Genomic DNA, 22044 nt, shown 5'->3' on the forward strand with positions numbered 1-22044 from the left:
CCTTCAGCCGAGCCGGGCGAGGAGGCGGACGAGGTCTGCGGCCTCGCCGGGGGAGAGGGGATCGAGGGTGCGGGCCGTCACCTCGCCGCCGCGGCTCTTCATCGCCTCGATCACCCCGAGACCCTCGTCGGTGAGCGCCAGCACCACCAGGCGGGCGTCGGATTCGTCCGCCTTCGGCTGCACGAAGCCGCGGGCGGCGAGGCGGCGGGCGACGCCGAACATCGTCGCCGGATCGACCCCGACATGGCGCCCGACCTGGTTCTGCGAGGTCGGCCCGAGATCGTGGAGCTTGCACAGCACGGCGTATTGCACCGGCGTGACGCCGAAGTCGCGCATCACGGTCTCGAAGATCGCGGAGGCGCGCTGGTGCGCCCGCCGGATCAGGTAGCCGATCTGATCCTCGACCCGGTAGGTGCGGATCGCCTCCGCGTCGATCGCCGGGGCGGCCTCGCGCCGTCGGGGGGCGGTCATGCGACCGCTCCGGCCGGCCAGGGGTGGTCGGGGTTCCACGGATCGATCCGGGCGGCGGGGCCGACCTCGCGCAACACGTCCGTCATCGCCACCACGTCGCCGTCATGCCCCCCGAGCCTCGTATAGAGGTCGCGCGGCAGGGTGAACTCGATCGGCGCGACGATCGCCGGGGTCGGCACCGAGCCGAAGGCGTTCTTCGGTAGCTGCGTCACGTCGGCCATCACCGTGATGCCGCCGCCGGGCCAGACCGTGACCGGCGCGCCGCCCATCGTCACCCGCGTCTCGCCGGCGGCGACCGAGCGGGTGAGCAGCACCGGGTTCTCGGTGACCCCGGCCCGCAGGGACCCGCCGGCCCCGGCCATGAACAGGACCGTGCAGAGCGAGGGCTCGCAATTCTCGCCGATCCGGTCGACCACCCCGCGCACCGGCGCCGGCATCTCGGCCGGCACGGGCTTCAGGTCATCGTCGAGGACGACCCAGAGGGCGTGCTCGCCGGTGGTCGAGGTCATCAGGAGCCGCAGGCCCGGCCAGGCGGTCGCGGGGTCGATCGCCTGGATGATGCCGAGCGGGTCGGCGATGTCGGTCCCACCCCAGCCGATGCCCGGATTGGCGACCTGGAAGTAGCGCCCCGGCGTCGAGCGGCGGCCCTTCACCCGGATGCCGGCCGGGCGCATGCCCAGCACCTTGCCGGCCTGGTGCTCGGTCAGCACGCCGGTGATGTGGTCGTCGACGACGATCACCTCGTCGGCGTGGCCGAGCCATTGCCGGGCGAAGATGCCGACCGTCGCCGAGCCGCAGCCGACCCGCATGCGCTGCTCCGGCGTGCCGTCGACGATCGGCGCGCGTCCGGCCTGGACCACGACCTCGTGGCCGCCCTCGATCGTCATCGTGACGGCGTCACCGGCGCAGAGGCGGAGCAGCGTGTCGCAGGTGACGGTGCCCTCCTTCTTCGAGCCGCCGGTGAGGTGGCGCACGCCGCCGACCGACAGCATCTGCGAGCCGTACTCGGCGGTGGTGACGTGGCCGACCTCCTCGCCGGCGACGCGGATCGCCGCGCGCTCGGGACCGAGATGGCGGTCGGTGTCGATCTTCACCTTCACCCCGCAATAGCTGAAGATGCCCTCGGTCACGACCGTGACGGTCTCGACGCCCGCGTGCTCGCTCGCCACGATGAAGGGGGCGGGCTTGTAGTCGGGATAGGTCGTGCCGGCGCCGATGCCGGTGACGAAGGTGCGCGAGGGATCGAGCACCCGCCCGTCCCACTCCGCCGCCCCGAACGGGACGAGCTTCTGCCCCGCCTCCGCCGCATCGTGCAGCAGCACGACCGGATCGGTGCGGATCAGATGGCCGTTCTCGTTGGCGTAGCGCGAGCAGGCGCCGGAGCGGCCGGGCCGGATCCGGCACAGGACCGGGCAGGCATCGCAGCGCACGATGCCGTCGGCCTCCGCCGCGCCGAATTTCTTGGACCTCGCTTCGGTGGAGAGGCTGTCGGCGCTCATGATCGGCTCCCCCACAGATTCTCGGCCTCGTCGTCCCGGTAATAGCCCCGGCGCAGGTCGCGGGCGACGAGCGCGGGGTCGCGGGTGGCGGGCGCGCCGTAGCCGCCGCCGCCCGGGGTCATCACCTCGACCCGGTCGCCGGCCCGGATCGCGATGTTCTGGTCCTTCGAGAGGTGGAGCGGGACGATCGTCTCGGCCCCGCGGTGGATGCGCACCACGTTGGGCGCCCCGTCCCCGCCGCCGAGTACGCCCGGCGGGCCGAACCGGCCGTGATCCATCACGAACGAGGCCCGGGCCTCGCCGCGCAAAAGCTCCACCTCGTAGTGGACGCCGAAGCCGCCGCGATGGGCTCCGGCTCCCCCGGAGCCCTCGCGCAGGGCGAAGCGGCGGAAGAGCACCGGATAATACTGCTCCATCACCTCGACCGGCGCGGTCTTGGAGATGCCGATGGTCGAGCAGCCGTTCGAGAGCCCGTCATGAGCAATGTTCCCGCCGTAGCCGCCACCGGTGATCTGGTACATCACGTAGGCCGCGTTCTTGGCCGGATCGAAGCCGCCGAGCGCGAAGTTGCCCGAGGTGCCGGCGGGCGCCGCGGTGACACGCTCGGGGATCGCCTGGACGAGGGCGAGGAACACGGCCTCGGCGATGCGCTGGCTGACTTCCGCCGCGCAGCCCGAGACGGGCCGCGGATAGCGGGCATCGAGGAAAGTGCCCTCGGGCTTAATGATCGTCAGCGGTTCGAAGGTGCCGGCATTGATCGGCACGTCCGGGAAGACGTGCTTCACCGCGAGGTAGACCGACGAGTAGGTCGTCGCCACCACCGAGTTCATCGGGCCGCGGCAGGGCGGGGACGAGCCGGAAAAATCGAAGGTGAGGCCGTCCCCGGCCTTGGTCAGGTTAAGCGCGATGCGCAGGGGCTCGTTCACCACGCCGTCGGAATCGACGAAGGCTTCCGAGGTGTAGGTCCCGTCCGGGATCTGGCGGATCTCGGCCCGCATCCGTTCGGCCGAGCGGGCGCGGATCTCCTTGATCGCCGCATCCAGGGTCTCGGGCCCGTACTTGGCGAGGAGGTCGGAGAGCCGGCTCTCGCCGATCAGCAGCGCCGCGGCTTGCGCCTTGATGTCGCCGATGCGTTGGTCGGCGACGCGGATGTTGGACGAGATGATCGAGAAGATCTCCTGGTCCATCGTGCCGCGCTTGAACAGCTTGACCGGCGGCAGCCGCAGGCCCTCCTGCTCGACCTCCGTGGCATGCGCCGAGAAGCCGCCCGGCACCATGCCGCCGATATCGGGCCAGTGACCGGTATTCTGCAGCCAGCAGAACAGCGCGCCGTCGACGAAGACCGGCTTGACGAACCGCACGTCCATGAGGTGCGTGCCGCCGAGATACGGATCGTTGACGATGTAGATGTCGCCGGGCTCCGGCGTCCCGACCCGTCCCTCGCGGATCAGGCGGATCAATTCGCCTGTCGAGTACTGCATCGTGCCGACGAAGACCGGCAGGCCGTACTCCCCTTGCGAGATCAGCGCGCCGGTGTCGCGGTCGTAGATCCCGTCCGAGCGGTCGTCCGCCTCGGCGATGACCGGCGAGAAGGCGGAGCGCGAGAAGGCGATGTCCATCTCGTTGCAGACCTGCTGCAATCCGGCCTGGATCACCGCCAGGGTGAGGGCGTCGAGCTGGGTCATACCCGGATCCTCAGGTTGCCGATGGCGTCGACCTGCGCCGTGGCGCCGGGCTCGATCACGGTCGTGGCGTCGATCTGCTGGATCACCGCCGGTCCGGCGATCTCGGCCCCGAGCGGCAGGGCCTCGCGGGTGTAGATCGCCGCCTCGTGCCAGGCGCCGCCGGCATAGACCGGGCGCGTGCCGAGGCGGGCGCCGACGAGATCGGTGCGGCCGGCCTCGTCGATCAGCGCGGCGAGGGGGAAGGGCTTGCGCCGTCCGATCACCGAGGTGACGAGGTTGACCACTACCGCCCGGATCTCCGGCAGCCGGACCTGGAAGCGACGGAAGTAGGCGGCCTCGAACAGCTCCTGGAGCGTCGCGCGGTCGATGTCCGGGGAGGGCAGGGCGACGCGGATCAGGTGGGTCTGGCCGCGGAACTGCATGTCGGCGCCGTAGGTGACCGTGGTCTCCTCGATCTCCGACCGCTCCTCGGCGACCATCGCCAGCGCATCCGCCGCCTGCTCCTCCAGGACGGTGCGCAGATCCGCCATGTCGAGCCCGTCCAGGGGGCGGTTGAGGGTCCGGACCCGGTCCTGGCGCAGATCGGCGACGAGGCAGCCGAGCGCGTTGGTGAGGCCGGGGCGCGCCGGCACCAGCACCTCCGGGATGCCGAGTTCCCGGGCGAGCGCCACGGCGTGGAGCGGCCCCGCGCCGCCGAAGGCGAAGAGCACGAAGTCGCGCGGGTCGTAGCCGCGCGACAGCGACACCATGCGGATCGCGCCGGTCATGTGGACGTTGCCGAGGCGAATGACCGCCTCGGCGGCCTCCTCGACGCTCATGCCGAGGGGACCTGCGAGGTCACGGGCGAAGGCCTCCCGGATGGCGTCGATCGAGACGCCGGCCCGCACGGCGGTGAGCCTTGCTGGATCGAGGCGGCCGAGGACCAGGTTGGCGTCGGTGATGGTCGGCCGCGTGCCGCCGCGGCCGTAGCCGATCGGGCCCGGCTCGGAGCCGGCACTCTCGGGACCGACTTGCAGCATGCCCGCCCGGTTCACCGAGGCGACCGAGCCGCCGCCGGCCCCGACCGTGTGCACGTCGACCATCGGCAGGTGGATCGGCAGCCCGTAATCGATGGTCAGTTCACCCGAGACCTCCGGCACGCCGCCGGCGATCAGCGCCACGTCGGTCGAGGTGCCGCCCATGTCGTACGTGATGGCGTTCGTGAGCCCCGACTGGGCCAGGGTCGCGGCGGTCGCCATCACGCCGGAGGCTGGGCCCGACATCACGGTCTTGGCCGCGGCTTCCACCACCAGTCCCGCCGGCACGGTGCCGCCGTTGCCGTTCATCACCAGCAGGTCGCGGGCGAAGCCTTGCGCCCGCAACTCGTCCTGGAGGCGGCGGATGTAGCGGTCGAGGATCGGCTGCACCGCGGCGTTGACCGAGGCGGTGGTGCCGCGCTCGTATTCGCGGAACTCCGACAGGAGCGCGTGGCCGAGGGTGACGTACGGATTCGGCCAGATCTCGCGGGCGATGGCGCCGGCGCGCAGCTCGTGCTGCGGGTTGGCATAGGCGTGGAGGAAGTGGATCACCAGGGCCTCGCAGCCTTCCGCCAGCAGATTGCGCACGGCTTGCGCCACCGCCGCCTCGTCGAGGGGCGTGCGCACCGCGCCGTCCGCCATGACGCGCTCGGGCACCTCGCGGCGCCACTCGCGCGGGATCAGCGGCTCGAAGTTGCCGAACAGGCCGTAGGGCTTGGGGCGGGTGCGGCGCCCGAGTTCGAGCACGTCACGAAAGCCCTCCGTGGTGATGAGGCCGACCTTGGCGGTCTTGCGCTCCAGCACCGCGTTGGTGGTGGCGGTGGTGCCGTGGATCACGAGGTCGAGGTCGGCGGGCGCCACCTCGGCGGCGGCAATGGCCGCCAGCACGCCCTCGGCCTGGTTGCGGACCGTCGTCGGCACCTTGGCGAGGCGCACGCGCACGCCGGACTGGTCCGCCTCCGTCAGGAGAAGGTCGGTGAAGGTGCCGCCGACATCGATGCCTGCCACGCGTCTCACGTCACACCTCGATCATTCGCCTACGAACGGGTTCGTCGGGAGGCCGACTTTGGGTCGGCCTTGTTCGTCATCCGCTTCCCCGCGCTGGGAAGGTCGCACTCTCCCCTCTCCCGTGTGGGAGAGGGGCCGGGGGTGAGGGTGACACGGTTCAGTGTGAAGCTGCGACCGTCGGGCTGGCGGCGAACCGGCCAGAGCCTAACTCGAGACCGTGTCACCCTCACCCCTATCCCTCTCCCACACGGGAGAGGGGGTCCCGCACCATCTCCGGAATCACCTCACACCGTCAGGTACGCCTCCCTGACCGCCTCGTCCGCCTCCAAGGCCGCCATCGTCCCCTCGAAGTGGATCGCGCCCTTCTCGATCACGTAGGCCCGGTCCGAGACCGCGCCGGCGAAGCTCAGGTTCTGCTCGGAGAGCAGGACCGCGATGCCCTCGCGCTTCATCCGCAGCACCGCATCCGCCATCTGCTCGACGATCACCGGCGCCAGTCCCTCCGACGGCTCGTCGAGCAGCACCGCATGCGGGTTGCCCATCAGGGTGCGGGCGATGGTGAGCATCTGCTGCTCGCCGCCCGACATCGCGGCGGCGCGGCGCCCGCGCATCTCGGCGAGGTTGGGAAAGATCGAGAAGAGCCTTTCGGGGGTCCAGGCGGCGCGCCCGTCCGCCGGTACCTTGCGGCCGACCTCCAGGTTCTCCATCACCGTCAGGTCGGTGAAGATGCGCCGCTCCTCCGGCACGTAGCCGAGGCCGAGGCGGGCGACGCGAAACGGCTCCCAGCCGGTGACCGCCCGGCCCTCGAACCACACCGTGCCGCCGGTCGGCGGCAGCACGCCCATGACGGCCTTCAGCGTCGTCGACTTGCCGGCGCCGTTGCGGCCCATCAGGGCCACGACCTCGCCGGGACGCAGCCGCAGCGTCACGCCGAACAGTACCTGGGCCCGGCCGTAGGCCGCCGTGAGACCCGACACGTCGAGGAGGGGCTTGTCCATCACGCCACCGCCTTCCGGCGCGCGCGCATCGCCGCCTCGGTGCCGGCCTCGCCGAGATAGACCTGCTTGACCCGCGGATTGGCCCGGATCTCCTCCGGCGTGCCGGCGGCGATGATCTCGCCGCGCACCAGGACCAGCACCCGGTCGGCATGGGCGAAGACCGCCTCCATGTCGTGCTCGGTGTAGAGGACGCCGATGCTCCGTGTCCGCGCCACCTCGGCGGTGAGCGCCATCAGGCTGGAACGCTCCCGCGGCGCCATGCCGGCGGTGGGCTCGTCCATCAGCAGGAGCTTGGGCCGCGAGGCCAGCGCCACCGCGAGTTCCACCCGCTTCACGTCGCCGTAGGCCAGTTCCGAGACCGGGCGCTCGGCATCGGCCCGCATCCCGACCCCGGCGAGGAGCGCCAGCGCCTCGTCGCGGTAGAGGGCGCGGGCGTCTCGAAAAAGGCCGCGCGAGCGGCCGTGATGCGAGAGAAGCGCCATCTGGACATTCTCGGCCACCGTCATCGACACGAAGGTCTGGGCGACCTGGAAGGTGCGCCCGACGCCGGCCTTCCAGATCGCACGGGCCGGCAGGCCGGCGATCGAGGCGCCGTCGAGGGTGATGGAGCCGGAATCGGGCCTGAGCTGCCCGCCCACCATGTTGAAGGTGGTCGACTTGCCGGCGCCGTTCGGCCCGATGATCGCCAGCATCTCGCCGGCTTGAAGCGTGAACGACACGTCCTTGGCGGCGGCGACGCCGCCGAAGCGCTTGGTCAGGCCCGCGACGACGAGGAGCGTCATGCCGAGGCCTCCACGGGCTCGGGGGCGGCCGCACGGCGGCTCCGCAGGGCCTCGGCGGCCCCGGCGAGCCCGCGCGGGAAGGCCAGCACGGTGGCGATGATGGCAAGGCCGAGGAGCAGGCGCCAGAACTCGGTCAGCGGCATCACCGCGTCCTTGAGCGCGTGGAAGAAGGCGGCGCCGACGAGCGGGCCCATTACGGTCTGGATGCCGCCGACCAGCACCATCACCAGGAAGTCGATCGAGAGCGGGATGCCGGTGAGCGTCGGGTCGATCGAGCCCTTCATGAAGGCGTAGAGCCCCCCCGCGAGCCCGGCCGCGGCGCCCGCCAGCGTGAAGGCGAGCCAGCGATGGGTGCGGACATCGAGGCCGATCGCCTCGGCGCGGGTGGCCGAATCGCGCGCCGCCCGCAACGTGTAGCCGAAGGGCGCGTAGATCACCCGGCGCAAGGCGACGATCGCGGTGAGCGACAGGGCGGCGACGAGGTAGAAGTAGGTGGTGCGGCCCGCCGCCCAGGCCGAGGGCCAGACCCCGACGACGCCGTTGTCGCCCCCCGTCACCTCGACCCACTGGAAGCAGACCGCGTAGACGATCTGCCCGAAGGCCAGCGTCAGCATGGCGAGGTAGATGCCCGACAGCCAGACGATGAAGAAGCCGAACAGGGCCGCGCCGAGGCCCGCGACGAGGGGGGCGGCGACGAGCGCCAACTCCATCGGCGCCTTGAACGGCCCGGTGACGAGCAGCCCGGCCGCGTAGGCGCCGAGCCCGAAATAGGCGGCGTGCCCGAACGAGACGAGGCCGCCGACCCCGACCAGGAATTGCAGCGAGAAGGCGGCGAGCGCGAAGACCAGGATCTCGGTGGCGACCTTGACCTTGTAGGCGTCGCCGACGAGCGGCACCGCCAAGAGCGCGAGGATGGCGAGGCAAGCGAGCGCGGTCTCGGCCGGGCGGAAGCGGCGCAGGGCGGGTATCCCCTCCGGCGGCATCACCCGGCCGGACGCGGCCTCGGGCCGGCCGAACAGGCCCCAGGGCTTGACCACCAGCACCACCGCCATCAGGGCGAAGACCAGAACCAGTGTGACCTTCGGGAAGATCAGGATGCCGAAGGCCTGGAGCTGGCCGATGATCAGCGCCGCCACGAAGGCGCCCGGCACCGAGCCCATGCCGCCGATCACCGTGACCACGAAGGCATCGGTGATGACCGAGAGGTCCATGTGGGCGTTGGCGGGGATGCGCGGGATCTGGAGCGCGCCGCCCAACCCCGCGAGGCTGGCGCCGAGGAACAGCGTCAGGGTGAAGAGCCGGGCCTGGTTGACGCCGAGCGCGCCGACCATCTCGCGGTCCTGGGTCGCCGCCCGGATCAGCACGCCGAAGCGGGTGCGGTGCATGAGGAGCCACAGGAGACCCAGCACCAGCGGCCCGACCGCGATCAGCACCAGCTCGTAGGCCGGGAAGCGCTGGCCCAGGATCTCGACGCCGTGGCGCAGCGAGGGCGCGCGGGGTCCGGCGATGTCGACCGGCCCCCAGACCTTGAGCACCAGATCCTCGACGATCAGCACGACGCCGAAGGTCGCGAGCAGCTGGAACAGCTCCGGCACCCGGTAGATGCGGCGCAGCAGCAGCACCTCGACCGCGACGCCGATGAGCCCGACGAGGAGGGCCGAGAGCAGCACCCCGAGGAAGAAGCTGGCCGGCGAATACGACAGGTCGAGGAGCCGCGGCACGATGGTGACCGCGATGTAGGCCCCCAGCATGTAGAACGAGCCGTGGGCGAAGTTCACGATCCGGGTGACGCCGAACACGATCGTCAGCCCGGAGGCGATCACGAACAGCGACGACGCGCTGGCGAGGCCGGAGAGGGCCTGGAGGACGAGGAAGGACGGGTCCATGGGGCCTCCGCGCCGGCGCCGGGGATGGGGCTCTCGGGGATCAGGCCTTGCGGGCCGCCTTCACCTCGGCCTCGGGGAATAGGTAGTTCGCCCCGTCAGCGTAGCGCACGTTCTTCATGGTGCCCTGGCGGCCGTTTAGCGCCGTCTCGCCGATCCAGGCGCCCAAGGTCGACTGGTGGTCGAGCGCCCGCATCGTCACCGGGCCGGCGATGGTCTGGGAGGTCAGGCCCTCGAGCGCCGTGATCATCGCCTCGGTCTCGGTCGACCCGGCCTTTTCCAGCATGTCGCGGATCATGCCGACGACGACGTAGCCCAGCAGCGAGCCCAGCCGCGGCGTGTCGTTGAACCGGGCCCGGTAGGCGGCGACGAACTCCTTGTGGCCGTTGCCCTCGATCGTCTCCCACGGGTAGCCGGTGGTGACCCAGCCCTCCGGCGTCTCGTCGCCAAGCGGGATCATGTATTCCGGCTCGCCGGTGAGCAGGCTCGCCACCGTGCGCTTCTCGAACAACCCGCGGGTGTTGCCCTCGCGCACGAAGGTGGTGAGGTCGGCGCCGAACAGCACGTTGAACAGGCCGTCGGCCTTCATCTGCGACAGGGCGCCGACGGTGGCGCCGGCATCGACCTTGCCCAAAGCCGGGAACTGCTCGCCCACCACCTCGAAGCCCGGGACAGCTGCGGCCATCAGCTTCTTGAAGTTGGCGGCGGCCGACTGGCCGTACTCGTAGTTCGGCGCCACGATCGCCCAGCGCTTGACGCCGCGGTCCTTCACGGCGTCCACCAGCATGCGGGTCTGCATGTAGGTGTTGGGCCGCACCCGGAAGGTGTAGCGGTTGCCGCTGCCCATGGTGAGGGCGTCGGTGAGCGGCTCGGTGGCGAGGAACAGCGCCTTGCGCTGGTTGGCGAAATCCGCCACCGCGAGGCCGACGTTCGACAGGAAGGTGCCGCACAGGAAGGCGACGTTCTCGCGGGTCAGCAGCTCCTCGGCGACCCGGGTCGCGTCGCCCGGGGTCGAGCCGTCGTCGCGAAACACGATCTCGATCGGGCGTCCGCCGAGCGCCTTGATGCCGCCGGCCTTGTTGACCGCGTCGACCGCGAGCTGCATGGCGTTGCGGTAGGGCACCGCGAAGGCCGCCATGCGGCCGTAGGAGTTCAGTTCGCCGATGCGGATCGGCCCAGCGCCTTGTTGACCTTGCGCGACCGCCCGCGAGGCCGCGAGGCCGAGCGGTGCCGCGGCGAGGCCGCCGAGCAGCGTGCGGCGGGACAGGGGATAGAACGTCTCGTCGCGGGTCGACATCGGGGCGAACCTCCGGCGGATCCCGTCGCGACTTCACGCGAGCAGGATGCAAACTCGTTCGTAGGCGAACGATACTGTGCCTGAGCCTGGAGGCAAGAGCGAATTCTGCAGAAAATCACGGCGGCATCTGCCCGCCGCCTGGGCAGGCCGGGGGCGCCGGGCTCATAGGGAGCCGTGTCAGAAGCCGGCCTCGCGGGCGAGGCAGGCGTCGAGGGCGCGTTCGCGCTCGGCCTCGATCATCGCGGCGATCCAGGCCGCCTGCTCGATGCGGGCGGTCTCGGCGGTATCCTCGTCGCGCTCGTGGCTCGGCTGCATCCTGTCCTCCTCTGCCGGTCGGTGCCGGGACGATCGTCCTTCGATGAGAACAAAATAGGAACAGACGTCGGGATCGGCAAGCCGACGAAACGGTGGAAAACGCGGGACCTCGGCCGGTGGTCCGCGCGTTGCCGCCCCACGATACCTCGGAGAAGGACACATCCCATGCGGACCGCCCTCATCGCCCTCGCCACGACTGTCGCCCTCACCGGCGCCGCGCTCGCCCAGACCGGCGCTGCCGGCTCGGCGGAGAACAACCTGAACAACCCGGCCAGCGTGAAGAGCAACGCCGAGAAGGGCATGCCCGAGCGCGACCTGACCACCGGGACCGTCGCGCCGACGGCGCCCGGCACCATGGCCCCCGCCGCCCGCGCCGACGACCTGCCGAGCCACAGCGGCGGCAACGCCGCGGCGACGAGCCCGGCCAACCGCGCCCGCTGAGCCTCGATCCGACGTCCGGGCCGGCCCCCTGCGGGGCCGGCCCGTTCGCCTTGCGACCGCACCGTCCTCGCATCCGCGATGACTGGAGCCGGCAGGTGCCGGCCCCCGCTCAGGCCCGGGTCACCGCGATCTGGCCGCCATCCATCATCACGAACCGGATCCCGGCGGCCCGCAGGGCGGCGATCGCCTTGACGCGGGAGCGCGCACCCCGGATCTCGGACCCGTCCTCGAGACGCTTGACCGTCGAGAGCGACACGCCGCTGGCGGCGGCGAGCTGCGCCATCGACCAGTCGAGCAGGCCGCGGGCCGCCCGCAGGTGCGGGGCCTCCACCCCGTCCTCCAGGCCGCGCCGGATCGCGCCGTCGAGCGGAGGGGCGGTGCCGGACAACGGCGCGCCTGAGTCGTGGATCGGGTATTTCATCCCGGCCCGGCCGAGATAGCGCCCGGCCGGATCCCAGAGCGGCACCCCGATGATCCGGAAGCGCCGGACGTCGCCATCGGCGAGGCGCTCGCGGGCCGTTTCCTGAAACCGGGCCACATGCGAGCGGACCGCCATCGCCGCGTCGCGGAACGCCGGCCGGTCCCACGGCACGACCATCAGGAACGGGTCGCTCCTGATGGCGGCGAGGTCCAATCCGTGGGCCGTCGCCATCTCGGGCGGGAAATCGTAGGTATTGTTCGGCTCCACCGCGTAGGTGATCGCGTAGGTGGTCTGGTAGAGCGCGCGCCGCCGCAACTGCTCCCGTTGCAGCATCAGGCTCAGCCGCGCGCGGTCGGTGACATCGAGGGCGATCCCGCTCAGGCCGGTCGGGCGCCCGTCCGGCGCGAACCTGAGCTCGGATCGGACCGAGAGACTGCGCAGCTCCCCGCTCGGGCGGATCACCCGGAGGAGGGCGCAGGGCAGGACATGGCCGGCCAGCACGTCGGCCGGGCCGGCGATCCGCCGCCGGTCCGCCGGGCACACGAGGTCGACGAACATAGCGTAGCTCGGCGCGATGGAATGCGCCGCCAGGCCGAGGAGCCGCACGAAGCCCGGCGACCAGCGCTGCTCGCCCGATGCGAACGACCAGTGCCACGTCCCCACGAGGCCGGTATCCTCGATGGCCTTCAGGAAGGCGTCCGACCGGACCTTCAGGTCGTCGGCATGCATGGAGCAGTCTTGCATCCAACTGTCTCGACTCACGCGCTTCCCGGCTGATCGCTCGGCGAGTGCCGCGCAGTCGCCGCGCGACGCCGACCTCGGCTTCGCCCAGCTGCCGCCGAGGCAGGCCCGGACACCCCTCGGCCCGCCGCACCTGCGCGGTCCCAGCTGCCTTTACAACGATGACACATCTCGGGAGATGCCGTAGATGTGAAATTCCAGATGCCGTTGCGTTTCTGCACCATTTCTTTACGGCATTCGTTTCGCAACTTAGGAGGGTAGTGTCTCGCGCGATCGTCCGATCAGTTGCGACACTGACGAAATTTCTCTGACAGGCGAATTCGATTTTAGATTTAAATTTTGATTTATATTTTAATGATTTATATGAAATATCTATCATCAAGCTTAACATCGTGAAATCACGTCAAGTCGCGGTTTTTTGTTTTACCGTAAATCATCGAGAATAGAAGGATCGCCCGGCCGTCTTATCTCTTCCCCAGGCAAGCGGTTCGGACATCCCACAGCCCGGATTTCGGCAGATCACCCGAGATCCGATGGAAGGCTACGCAACGCGGATGTCGGCTTTGATCGAGCGCCGCGCCGGTGGGCGGTCCGAGATCCGGAACCCTGCTTCCGGTTCTCGCGTCCTTCAGATCTTCGCCACCGCGATGGCGCCGTCGTCCATCGCGATGAACCGGATGCCGGCCCGGCGCAGGGCGGCCACCGCCTTGTGGCGGGAGCGCGAGCCCTCGCCCTCCGCGTTGTCCTCCAGGCGCCGCACCGACGAGAGCGACAGGCCCGCGGCCTCGGCCAGCGTCGTCATCGACCAGTCGAGCAGGCCGCGGGCGGCCCGCAGGTGGCGGCCACGCACCGCCTGTTCGAGGCTGCGCCGCATCTCCGCATCCCCGGGGGCGAGGGCGCCGTGCACCGGCGCGCCGGATTCGTGCACCGGGTACTTCATGCCGACCCAGCCGAGGGCGTGGCCGGCCGCGTTCCAGGCGGGCACCCCGACGAGGCGGAACCGCCATACCTCGCCGTTGGCGAGGCGCTCGTGCGCGATCGCCTGGAAGTGCAGATGGCGGTCGTGCCTGTCCCAGCCGCGGTCGCGCAAAGCGGTCCGCTCCTCCGGCACGACCATCAGGAACGGATCGACCTGGATCTCCTCCAGGGCCAGGCCGTGCACCTGCGCCACCTCGTCGGGGAAGCGGTGCACGAGGTCGTGGCCGAGGGTGTAGGTCGTCGTGTAGGAGGTGAGGTAGAGGGCCCGGCGCCGGCGCTGCTCGGCCTCCTGCAACTGCCGGAGCCGCTCGCGGTCGGTGACGTCGAGGGCGACGCCGCCGAGGGAGAGCGGCCGTCCCTCCGGCGAGACGCGCAGCTCCGACAGGACCGACAGGATGCGCAGATCTCCGCTCGGCCGGATCAGCCGGACGATCGCCTCCGGCACGACCTCGCCCCGGCGGATCCGGGTCGGGCTCGCCAGGCGCGCCCGATCGTCCGGATGCAGGAGGTCGAGGAAGAGGTCGTAGCGGGCGACCGCGAATGCCGGATCCAGCCCCAGGAGCCGGAAGAAACCGGGCGACCAGCGCTGCTCGTCCGAAGCGAGCGACCAGTGCCAGCGCCCCGCGACCCCGTATTCCTCGATCATGCGCAAGAACACGTCGGAGCACGACGTCAGATCGCCAGCATCCATGCGCGTCGGCCAGCTCGCAATCACTACCGCCCGGGATGCGAAAACCCCACGACATAGGGTCGAGGCCGCCGGTTCGTGTCAAGGGCGGCCGCGCCCGGCCGGCATGCTGCCATCAGGCCACGGATGCGCGCGACGCCGACACGGCCGACCGGCGGGCGCGGTCGATCACCTGCTCGGGCGTCGGCGGGTTGGCGGGGTGGTGGCTGAGGCAGAGCGGCGTGCGCAGCTTCGCCGGCTTCCCCGAGCCCTCGGTGGCGAAGTAGAACTCGCCCGCCCCGAGCCGGCCGATATCGGGCGCCGCCCCGCCGCTCGCCGCCATGATCTCCTGGGCCGCCGCGATGGTGGCCGGCGCGCTCTGGCGGCCGAAGAACTGGGTGGTGCAGTTCGACACGACCTGGTTGTGGATGCCCTTGGGCACCTGCGTCGCCACGATCATCCCGAGCCCGTATTTGCGGCCCTGCGCCACGAGCTTGATGCCGCTGCCGAGGCTCGGCGGCGTCCGGCCCGAGGGCAGGAAGGTCTGCGCCTCGTCCAGCACGTAGAGCCGGCCCCGGGGCGAGGGGTTGGCCTTGATCCAGCCGAACAGCGCCATCTGCAGCCGGTTGACGAAATCCTCCCGGGCGGCCTCCGAGGCGAGGCCCGACAGGTTGACGACCGAGATCCGGGTCCGGGCCGGATCGGGACCGTGGAACAGGCGCGCGGGATCGAGCACCGCGCCCTCGACCCGCAGCAGCGGGTTGGTGGCCACCGCCGCCAGCAGCTGGTTCGCCATGTCGGCGGCGAGCCTTGGGGCGTTGCCGATCTGGCTGGTGCCGTCGGGCAGGTCGGCCAGCAGGTCGGTGAAGGCCGCGAGCGTGCCGCCGCCCCGGGCCGCGAAGCCCCGGAGCGCGTCGGCCAGCACTCCGCGCTGGAGGGTCTTTCCCGCGCCCGCGAGCGGTCCGAGGGTCTCGGCCGCCATCTCGATCGCCTGGGCGCGCTCGTCGCGGTCCTCGCTCGCGGCGAGGTCGGGCATGACGGACAGGAAGAGCGGGTTGCCGGCATGCACGCCCGGCGTCCACACCACGACCTCGGCCCGCGCGGCGTAGAGCGCGGCCTTGGCGTCGTCCTCGGGGTCGAACCGGTCGGGCCGCTCCGGCCAGGAATCGCCGAGGCGCGACAAGTCGTTGTTGGGATCGACGACGATCGCCGGGATGCCGGCGAGCGCCGCCTCCTCGACGAGGCGGCGCAGCAGCACGGTCTTGCCCGAGCCGGAACCGGCGATGATCGCGGTGTGGCGCGGCAGGAGCCGCAGCGGCAGGGCGACCGGCGGCGCGTCGGGGGTGAGGCGGCGGCCGACCGGGATGGCATCGGTCGGGGCGACATCGCGCGGGGCACCATCGCGCACCGGGGGCACGGCCGGCGCGGGATCGGGCGCCCGGTGCGTCGACGCGACCGGCTCCGGTAACCGGACGGGATCCGCCGCCGGAGGCGCGACGGCGGCGGCCTCTTCCGCGGGGTCGGGGTCGCGCCGCGGCCGCCGGGGCGGCAGCGGGGGCGGCGGTACGCGGCCGGTGCGGGGCGCCGGGGCGGGCTCCCGGGGAACGCCGGCGTTGCCCGCCAGGCCGATCGCCCGGAAGAACCCGGTGGCGCGCACCGGCAGGGTCTCGCGCATCCAGCCGGCGAAGCGGTCGATCTCGCCGTCGCGCACCGCCCGGTCGCGCAGGGTGCGCAGGGCGACGAAGGTGCGCAGGTCGTCGTCGGTCGGGTCGATCAGCCGGCCGCCGGCCGCGAGGAACCGGTCGACCAGGGCGTCGGTCTTGGCGCCGGGCGGCACCGGGCCGCGGCGCACCAGCACCAGGTCCCGGCCCGGGATCCTGGTCGAGATGCCCGAGGCGGTCAGCGCCGCCCGCAGCCGGGCCTGGAAGGCGATCGGGTGGGTCTGCAGCAGGGCGCGGTAGCAGACGTGGCGCTCGCGGTCGTTCTCGTCGCGGTGCAGGAAGGTCAGCCGGCCGTGCAACGGCGGCAGCCTCTGCTCGGGCTCGCCCTTGCTGACCACGTCGATCGCGTCGTGGGGATCGTCCTCCAGGGCGTAGAGGTCGAAGGCGGCGCGCAGCAGCTCGCCGAGCCCGGCCTCCTCGTCGTCGAGGATGCCCGAGAGGTCGGCCGCGCAGCGGGCCGCGTCGAGGTCGAAGGCCGGCGCCGGGGCGGGCGCGGTCCGGTCGGGCGCCTGGCCCGTGAGGTCGCGGCAGGGGACCACCGCCCCCTCCGCCAGGCAGGCGCGCCGGAAGGCGTCGCAGCGCATCAGCAGGGTCCGGGGCCGCATCGCGCTCGCGGCGGCCCGCGCGATCGCCGCCTGCTCGAACGGCCAGGTCGGGGCGGGCGGGACGAAGCCGGCCTCGGCATAGGCCGGGGCGAGGCGGCCGCGGATTAGCGCCGCGGCGGCGTCCGGCCGGTTCAGGCCCTCGAGCAGCACCGGCGGATCGAACCGGTCGAAGGCGGATTTGAGCCCCCGCGCCTCGAGCCGCTGCCAGGATTCGGGAAGGCAGGCGACCAGCGTCATGCCGTGCCCGCCGCCCTCGTGCAGCTCCATCAGGCCGGCGGCCAGCATCTCAGCGAGGCCCGGACCGGGCTCGAAATCGTCCTGCGCGGCGAGCCGGCTCGCGTCGACCACGCCGTCGATCTGGTCGACGGCGACGAGGGTCGGTCCGCTCAGACCCATGATCCAGGCCATCCCGCGCACGAGCTCGATCGGCGAGGGCGGCGGCGTGGTGAAGCCCAGGGCGGTGCGGGCGGCAGGGTCGGCCTCGTAGCCCTGCAGCCAGGCATGGGCGAGGCCGACCGCCGCGAGGTCCTGGGCCCGCAGCAGGCAAAGCGCCCGAAACACGTCCTGGTGCTTGAGCGCCCGCCCGGTATCGACGTGCATCAGGGCCCGCACCAGGAGGTCGACGATCCGGCGGGCATCGATGTTGGGGGTGTTGAACGCCTGCTCGACCTGCGCCTCGACCCGGAACCGGCGGGCGATGCCGGCCAGCACCGCGTCGGACTGGCGCCGCCCGTCGGGCATCGGCTGCATCAGGGCAGTGAGGTAGCTCAGCGCCGCGCTGCGCCAGAAATCGGTCAGGCCAAGCACGTCGAGGAGCACGAACCAGCCGCCCGAGGCCCAGACCGCGCGGCGGATCTGCCCGACGAGGTGGGTCTTGCCGATGCCGGCCTCGCCGACGAGCACCCGGCCGCGCGGGCGCGGCCCCGCCCCTTGCGCGTGCAGGGCGGTGACGAGGCCCGGCACCAGGGCCTCGTTGGGCGCCCCCGTTGGCTCGGCGTCGAGCCAGACGCTGTCGAGGGTGCGGACCCAGTCGAAGTTGACGCGGCGCAGGGCGTCGAGGGCGTCGCTCATGCCTGGATCCAGATCTCGTGGAAGGGCTCGCCGGCCGGCGCGAAGGCCGCCGCGCGCTCGGCGGCGTCGAGGGCCTTCGGATCGCCGATCCGGGTGAGCCGGATCGCCGGATCGCCCGACAGGATCGCCGCCAGCCCGGCATCGAGGGTCGCGCGGTCGAGATCGGCGAGCGCCGCCCGCAGCGCGCTGAGGCGGACGGCGGTGGCCTTCCGGCCCCCGGTGCAGGCGAGGTAGGCCCGTTCGATCCGGGTGCGGACCTCGCCCGGGTCGGGCTTGCCTGCCACATCGGATGCCGGCCGCGCCTTCGCGCGCGCCCTGTGCCGCGACTTGGGCCGCGCCGTGCGGGCTTTCGGCGCCGGCGGCGTCCGCTCGGGGGCCGGGCCGACGAACTCGGCCAGCGTCGCCCCCGTCGCCGCGAGGTGGTGGTGCAGCCGCGTCAGCCAGTCCTGCAGCACCCGCATGGGCGGCGGCAGCGGCTCGCGCAGGTGCGCGCCGGCCCAGTTCCAGCCCTTGTCGGTCACGGTCAGGCGCGAGGAGCGGCCCTCCCTCTCGACCGCCAGGAAGCCGGCTCGTTGCAGCGCCTCGCGCTCGGCCTTCCTCGGGGCGATCTCGTTGTTGAGCGCGGTGCCCTGCCGGCCGAGCAGGCGCCAGAGGATCATCGCCTGGGCGGGGTTCGGCGTCTCGCTCATCGTGTCGGTGTCCCGCTCATCGGGGGGCCTCTCCTGGTCCGGGGCCGGTGCGCCGCAGCCGCACGACGGCGCGGATCTTCTCGATCGCCCGCTGAAGGTCATCGGTCACCTGCGCGTTGGTGAGGCGCAGCACGAGGTAGCCGGCGACCGTCAGCTCGTAGTCGCGGTGGCGGTCCTCGCCGAACTTAGGCTCGGCCTGGTGCTCGGGCCCGTCGAGCTCGACGACGATCCGGTGCGCCCGGCACAGGAAATCGACCCGGGGCTGGCGGCCGTCTCCCGCCACCCGGACGGTCTCGTTGCCGGAGAAGAGGCCGGCCAGCTGCGGATCGGCCGCGAGCGCGGCCTCGACCCGCCGCTCGACCGCGCTCGCCGGATGGGCGCGCGAGCGCGCGGGAATGAAGCGGGAGGCGGCCGGGGTGGCCGGATGGCCGACCGTGCAGGCGCCGTAGAGGATGCGGTCGTAGGGCGGGGTGTCGGGCGGCACGGCCGGCAGGGCGGCGATGCAGGCCGCGCCGTGCCCGGCGCACCATTCCAGCGCCTCGATCACCGGCGCCGCCCGCGCGGCCGAGGCCGGATCGACCTCCGCCACCAGAATCATGCTGCCGGGATCGACTGCCCGCAGGAGCTGGGCGAATTCGAGCGCCCGCGCCGCCCGCCGGAACCGGGGCGGGCGCCCCGAGGCCGCGAGCGTCGCGGCCGCCTTGAGCCACGGGCCCGAGACCTCCGGCGCCGAGCCGTCCGGCCAGTCCGGCCAGCGGGCGAGGGCGAGCTCCGCGAGGTCGTCGAGCACGCCGTCGACCACGGCCGTCGCGCTCCGGGGCTCCCCGGCGGCGACGAGCAGCGCCCCACGGCCGATTCCGGCCCCCGCCAGGATCTGCCCGACGCCGTCGCGGGTGAGGCCGAGGACGGCGAGCCGCGCACCGTCCGCGAGCCCCGCCACGCGCCCGGCGAGTTCGACCGGCGTCAGGAGCGGCGAACCGGTCGTCTCTCGGGAGCTGTGCAAGGCCAAACCGGCACCCCCGGACCGGCCGACGACGCCCCTCGCGTCGTCCGGCTGTCCCGGGGCGATATCCAGCACAGGTTGCCGTGCCTTGCCAAGGGGTTGTGGCGAGGCGCGCGGGGTGCCGGAGCCCCCCGCTCCCGTCACCGCGCCGGCGCGGCTCCCGCCGGTGCCGCCGCGCCGGTGCGGATCGCCCACAATTCGGTCGGCAGGCTGATCGGCGCGCCGGGCTTGTAGTCGGCCGAATCCTGGATGTGCGAGGTGGTGACGTAGATCGTGCCGTCCGGTCCCTCGCCGAAGGTGTCGGGCCAGCGCAGCTGCGGGTCCTGGACCAGGGTGGTCAGACCGGCGCCGTTATTGGCGAGGTCGCGGACCTTCACGGCGTTGTCCTGGGGCGAGGTGACGTACATCCGCCCGTCCTTGCGGCCGATCAGCAGGCCGTCCGCCGGCCCGTTCTCGCCGACCGTGACGATCTTGGCCCCCAGCGTCCGGTCGGTGAGCATCTCGGGGACCACCGTGGCCGTCGCCCAGCCGGTCAGGGCGTCGGTCGGCAGGCTGTAGAGCGTCTTGCCCTTGATCGCCTGCCAGTAGAGCGTCTTGCCGTCGGGCGAGAGCGCGATGCCGTCGGCGGAGAAGTCGACGCCGCGGCCGTCCGGGCGGCGCAGGGGCTGGCCGTCGGCGGTCACGGTCACGCCCTTGTCCGGCATGGTCGAGGGGTGACCCGACAGCACCCGCCGGGCCGAGCCGCTGTCGAGGTCGACGACGACCAGGGCGCCCTCGGCGCCGGAGTCGGTGAGGTAGGCGGTCTTGCCATCGGGCGAGATCCGGACGTCGTTGAGGTAGGAGGCCTGCAGGATGGTGGGCGCATCGAACGGGATCGTCTTGATCACTTGGTTGGTCTTGAGGTCGATACCGACGAGCTTCGGTCCGTCCTTGACCACCGCGCCCATCGCCGGGGCGCCGGCATCCACCACCCAGAGCCGGTCCTGGGCATCCGCCACCACGCTCTGCACGCAGACGAAGTGGGTCTTGGGGTCGATCTCGTCCTTCTTGGCGTTGCGCCAGGAGTTCCAGCCGGCATCCGGGTAGGGCACCGACTTGCCGTCCTTGAGCTCCGCCACCGAGACCGGGGCGTCCTCGCTCCAGCGCGGGAAGTTGACGAAGATCCGCCCGTCGCGGGCGACCGTGACGCCGGTGACCTGGTGGTCGAAGCTCGCGACCTTGTCGAGGCGGGGGGAGGCGCCCTGCGCCAGCGCAGGCGCGGCGCCGGCGAGGAGGAGGCAGGCGAGCGCGAGGCGGGCGCCGTGGTGATGCGTCATGGGAATGGAAACTCTCGGTCCGGGCACGCGCCCGGACGGAGAACGCAACGGCACCCGGTCGAGGTCCCTGGGTGTATCGTCAGCGGGCCGGCCCGTGGCCGGCGGGCGGGCGCGAGCCGAGATGGGAGCGCAGGGTCGTGCCCTCGTACTCGGTGCGAAAGAGGCCGCGGCGGCGCAGCTCGGGCAGGACGAGTTCGATGAAGTCGTCGAGACCGCCCGGCAGGGTCGGCGGCATGATGTTGAAGCCGTCCGCGCCCCCGGCCCGGAACCGCGCCTCCATCTCGTCGACGATCTGGACCGGCGTGCCGACGATCTGCGAATGGCCGCGCGCCCCGGCGATGCGCAGGTAGAGCCGGCGCAGGCTCAGGCCCTCGCGCCGGGCGAGATCGAGCATCAGCTGCTGGCGCGACTTGAGCCCTTCGCTCTCCGGCAGTTCCGGCACAGGCCCGTCGGGATCGTGCCCCGAGAGGTCGTGGCCGACCATCCGGCTCAGGAGCGCCAGCCCGACCACCGGGTCGATCAGAGCCTGCAATTCCTCGAACTTCTCTCGCGCCTCCGCCTCGGAGCGGCCGACGACGGGAAACAGTCCGGGCATCACCTTGAGGTCGTCGTGCTGGCGGCCGAACCGGGCCATGCGGCCCTTGAGGTCGCGGGCGAACTCGACCGCCTCCTCGAGGGTCTGGTTGGCGGTGAACACGATCTCGGCGGTGCGCGCCGCGAGGTCCTTGCCGGGACCCGAAGATCCGGCCTGGACCAGCACCGGCTGGCCTTGCGGCGTGCGCGACAGGTTGAGGGGGCCGCGGACCTCGAAATGCTTGCCCTTGTGGTCGAGGGGCCGGAAGCCGTCTGGCTTCGAGAACTGGCCCGACGCCTTGTCGATCACGACCGCATCGTCGTCCCAGGTGTTCCACAGGCCCAGCACGACGTCGACGAACTCCTCCGCCCGCTCGTAGCGGTCGGCGTGGCGGGAAATCCTGTCGTTGCCGAAATTCGCGGCCTCCAGGTCGGTGGCGGAGGTCACGAGGTTCCAGCCGGCCCGGCCGCCGCTGAGGTGGTCGAGGGAGGCGAAGCGGCGGGCGACGTTGAAGGGCTCGTTGAAGCTCGTCGAGGTGGTGGCGACGAGGCCGATCCGCCTGGTGACGGCGGCGAGCGCCGACAGCAGGGTGACGGGCTCGAAATGCGTCGAGCGTGCGGTGCGCTCGCTGGAGCGCAGGTCGGCGTCGCGGATGCCGGTGCCGTCCTCGAGGAAGATCAGGTCGAACTTGGCGGCCTCGGCGCGCTTCGCCCAGCCGACGTAGCGCTCGAGGGTGATCCCGCCATCGGCCTCGCTCGACGGGTGGCGCCAGCCGGCGACGTGGTGGCCGGTGGCGTAGAAGAAGGCGCCGAGGCGCATCGTGGCTGTCGTCATCGCGTCCTCGCTCGGCCGGTCATCGCGCC

17 protein-coding genes are annotated in these 22044 nt (G+C 71.9%); 1 reads left to right on the forward strand and 16 read right to left on the reverse strand.

What is annotated here, in order from left to right:
- Nucleotides 1-3: 3 nt before the first annotated feature.
- From BMX97_RS10740 to BMX97_RS32810, 9 genes are all read right to left on the reverse strand, one after another.
- Nucleotides 4-471, reverse strand: a complete 468-nt coding sequence (locus BMX97_RS10740) for a MarR family winged helix-turn-helix transcriptional regulator (protein WP_091749232.1) — start codon at nucleotides 469-471, stop codon at nucleotides 4-6.
- Nucleotides 468-1970 carry a 6-hydroxynicotinate reductase gene (locus tag BMX97_RS10745; RefSeq protein WP_091749926.1) on the reverse strand — a complete coding sequence of 501 codons (1503 nt, stop codon included), beginning with the start codon at nucleotides 1968-1970 and terminating at the stop codon, nucleotides 468-470. Before BMX97_RS10745 ends, BMX97_RS10740 begins: the two co-directional genes overlap by 4 nt.
- The gene (locus BMX97_RS10750) at nucleotides 1967-3655 is read right to left on the reverse strand and encodes a hydantoinase B/oxoprolinase family protein (protein ID WP_091749235.1); all 1689 of its coding nucleotides are present in this window, start codon (nucleotides 3653-3655) and stop codon (nucleotides 1967-1969) included. The genes BMX97_RS10745 and BMX97_RS10750 overlap by 4 nt, the downstream gene beginning before the upstream one ends.
- Nucleotides 3652-5688 (reverse strand): hydantoinase/oxoprolinase family protein, encoded by a 2037-nt coding sequence (locus tag BMX97_RS10755; RefSeq protein WP_091749238.1) that lies wholly within the window; start codon nucleotides 5686-5688, stop codon nucleotides 3652-3654. Before BMX97_RS10755 ends, BMX97_RS10750 begins: the two co-directional genes overlap by 4 nt.
- A 275-nt stretch (nucleotides 5689-5963) precedes the next feature.
- On the reverse strand, nucleotides 5964-6677 hold the full coding sequence (locus tag BMX97_RS10760; RefSeq protein WP_091749240.1) for an ABC transporter ATP-binding protein: 714 nt from the start codon (nucleotides 6675-6677) through the stop codon (nucleotides 5964-5966).
- Complete coding sequence (locus BMX97_RS10765; protein WP_091749243.1) at nucleotides 6677-7459, reverse strand: ABC transporter ATP-binding protein; 783 nt, start codon at nucleotides 7457-7459, stop codon at nucleotides 6677-6679. Before BMX97_RS10765 ends, BMX97_RS10760 begins: the two co-directional genes overlap by 1 nt.
- Complete coding sequence (locus BMX97_RS10770) at nucleotides 7456-9345, reverse strand: ABC transporter permease (protein WP_091749246.1); 1890 nt, start codon at nucleotides 9343-9345, stop codon at nucleotides 7456-7458. Before BMX97_RS10770 ends, BMX97_RS10765 begins: the two co-directional genes overlap by 4 nt.
- Before the next feature lie 40 nt (nucleotides 9346-9385).
- Nucleotides 9386-10639, reverse strand: a complete 1254-nt coding sequence (locus BMX97_RS10775) for an ABC transporter substrate-binding protein (protein WP_091749249.1) — start codon at nucleotides 10637-10639, stop codon at nucleotides 9386-9388.
- Nucleotides 10640-10816: 177 nt separating this feature from the next.
- On the reverse strand, nucleotides 10817-10954 hold the full coding sequence (locus BMX97_RS32810) for a hypothetical protein (RefSeq protein ID WP_175539976.1): 138 nt from the start codon (nucleotides 10952-10954) through the stop codon (nucleotides 10817-10819).
- A 165-nt stretch (nucleotides 10955-11119) separates the two neighbouring features.
- Between BMX97_RS32810 and BMX97_RS10780 the strand changes: the two genes are divergently transcribed.
- A complete protein-coding gene (locus BMX97_RS10780) occupies nucleotides 11120-11395 on the forward strand; it encodes a hypothetical protein (protein ID WP_091749252.1) in 276 nt (91 codons plus the stop codon).
- 109 nt (nucleotides 11396-11504) lie between these two features.
- Here BMX97_RS10780 and BMX97_RS10785 read toward each other — a convergent pair whose 3' ends face one another.
- The 7 genes from BMX97_RS10785 to BMX97_RS10815 all read right to left on the reverse strand — a co-directional run bounded on the left by BMX97_RS10785 (nucleotide 11505) and on the right by BMX97_RS10815 (nucleotide 22015).
- Complete coding sequence (locus BMX97_RS10785) at nucleotides 11505-12560, reverse strand: helix-turn-helix domain-containing protein (RefSeq protein WP_143074601.1); 1056 nt, start codon at nucleotides 12558-12560, stop codon at nucleotides 11505-11507.
- A gap of 625 nt (nucleotides 12561-13185) precedes the next feature.
- On the reverse strand, nucleotides 13186-14226 hold the full coding sequence (locus BMX97_RS10790; protein ID WP_091749258.1) for a PAS domain-containing protein: 1041 nt from the start codon (nucleotides 14224-14226) through the stop codon (nucleotides 13186-13188).
- A 112-nt stretch (nucleotides 14227-14338) separates the two neighbouring features.
- Nucleotides 14339-17599, reverse strand: a complete 3261-nt coding sequence (locus BMX97_RS10795) for an ATP-binding protein (protein WP_091749261.1) — start codon at nucleotides 17597-17599, stop codon at nucleotides 14339-14341.
- Complete coding sequence (locus tag BMX97_RS10800; protein ID WP_091749264.1) at nucleotides 17596-18288, reverse strand: hypothetical protein; 693 nt, start codon at nucleotides 18286-18288, stop codon at nucleotides 17596-17598. The genes BMX97_RS10795 and BMX97_RS10800 overlap by 4 nt, the downstream gene beginning before the upstream one ends.
- Nucleotides 18289-18304: 16 nt before the next feature.
- The gene (locus BMX97_RS10805) at nucleotides 18305-19291 is read right to left on the reverse strand and encodes an endonuclease domain-containing protein (RefSeq protein WP_244538376.1); all 987 of its coding nucleotides are present in this window, start codon (nucleotides 19289-19291) and stop codon (nucleotides 18305-18307) included.
- 140 nt (nucleotides 19292-19431) lie between these two features.
- Nucleotides 19432-20607 carry an L-dopachrome tautomerase-related protein gene (locus BMX97_RS10810; protein ID WP_091749270.1) on the reverse strand — a complete coding sequence of 392 codons (1176 nt, stop codon included), beginning with the start codon at nucleotides 20605-20607 and terminating at the stop codon, nucleotides 19432-19434.
- Nucleotides 20608-20686: 79 nt separating this feature from the next.
- Nucleotides 20687-22015 (reverse strand): LLM class flavin-dependent oxidoreductase, encoded by a 1329-nt coding sequence (locus tag BMX97_RS10815; protein ID WP_091749274.1) that lies wholly within the window; start codon nucleotides 22013-22015, stop codon nucleotides 20687-20689.
- Between the last annotated feature and the right edge of the window lie 29 nt (nucleotides 22016-22044).

The organism is Methylobacterium sp. ap11 (genome assembly GCF_900110515.1).
Lineage (GTDB): Bacteria > Pseudomonadota > Alphaproteobacteria > Rhizobiales > Beijerinckiaceae > Methylobacterium > Methylobacterium ajmalii.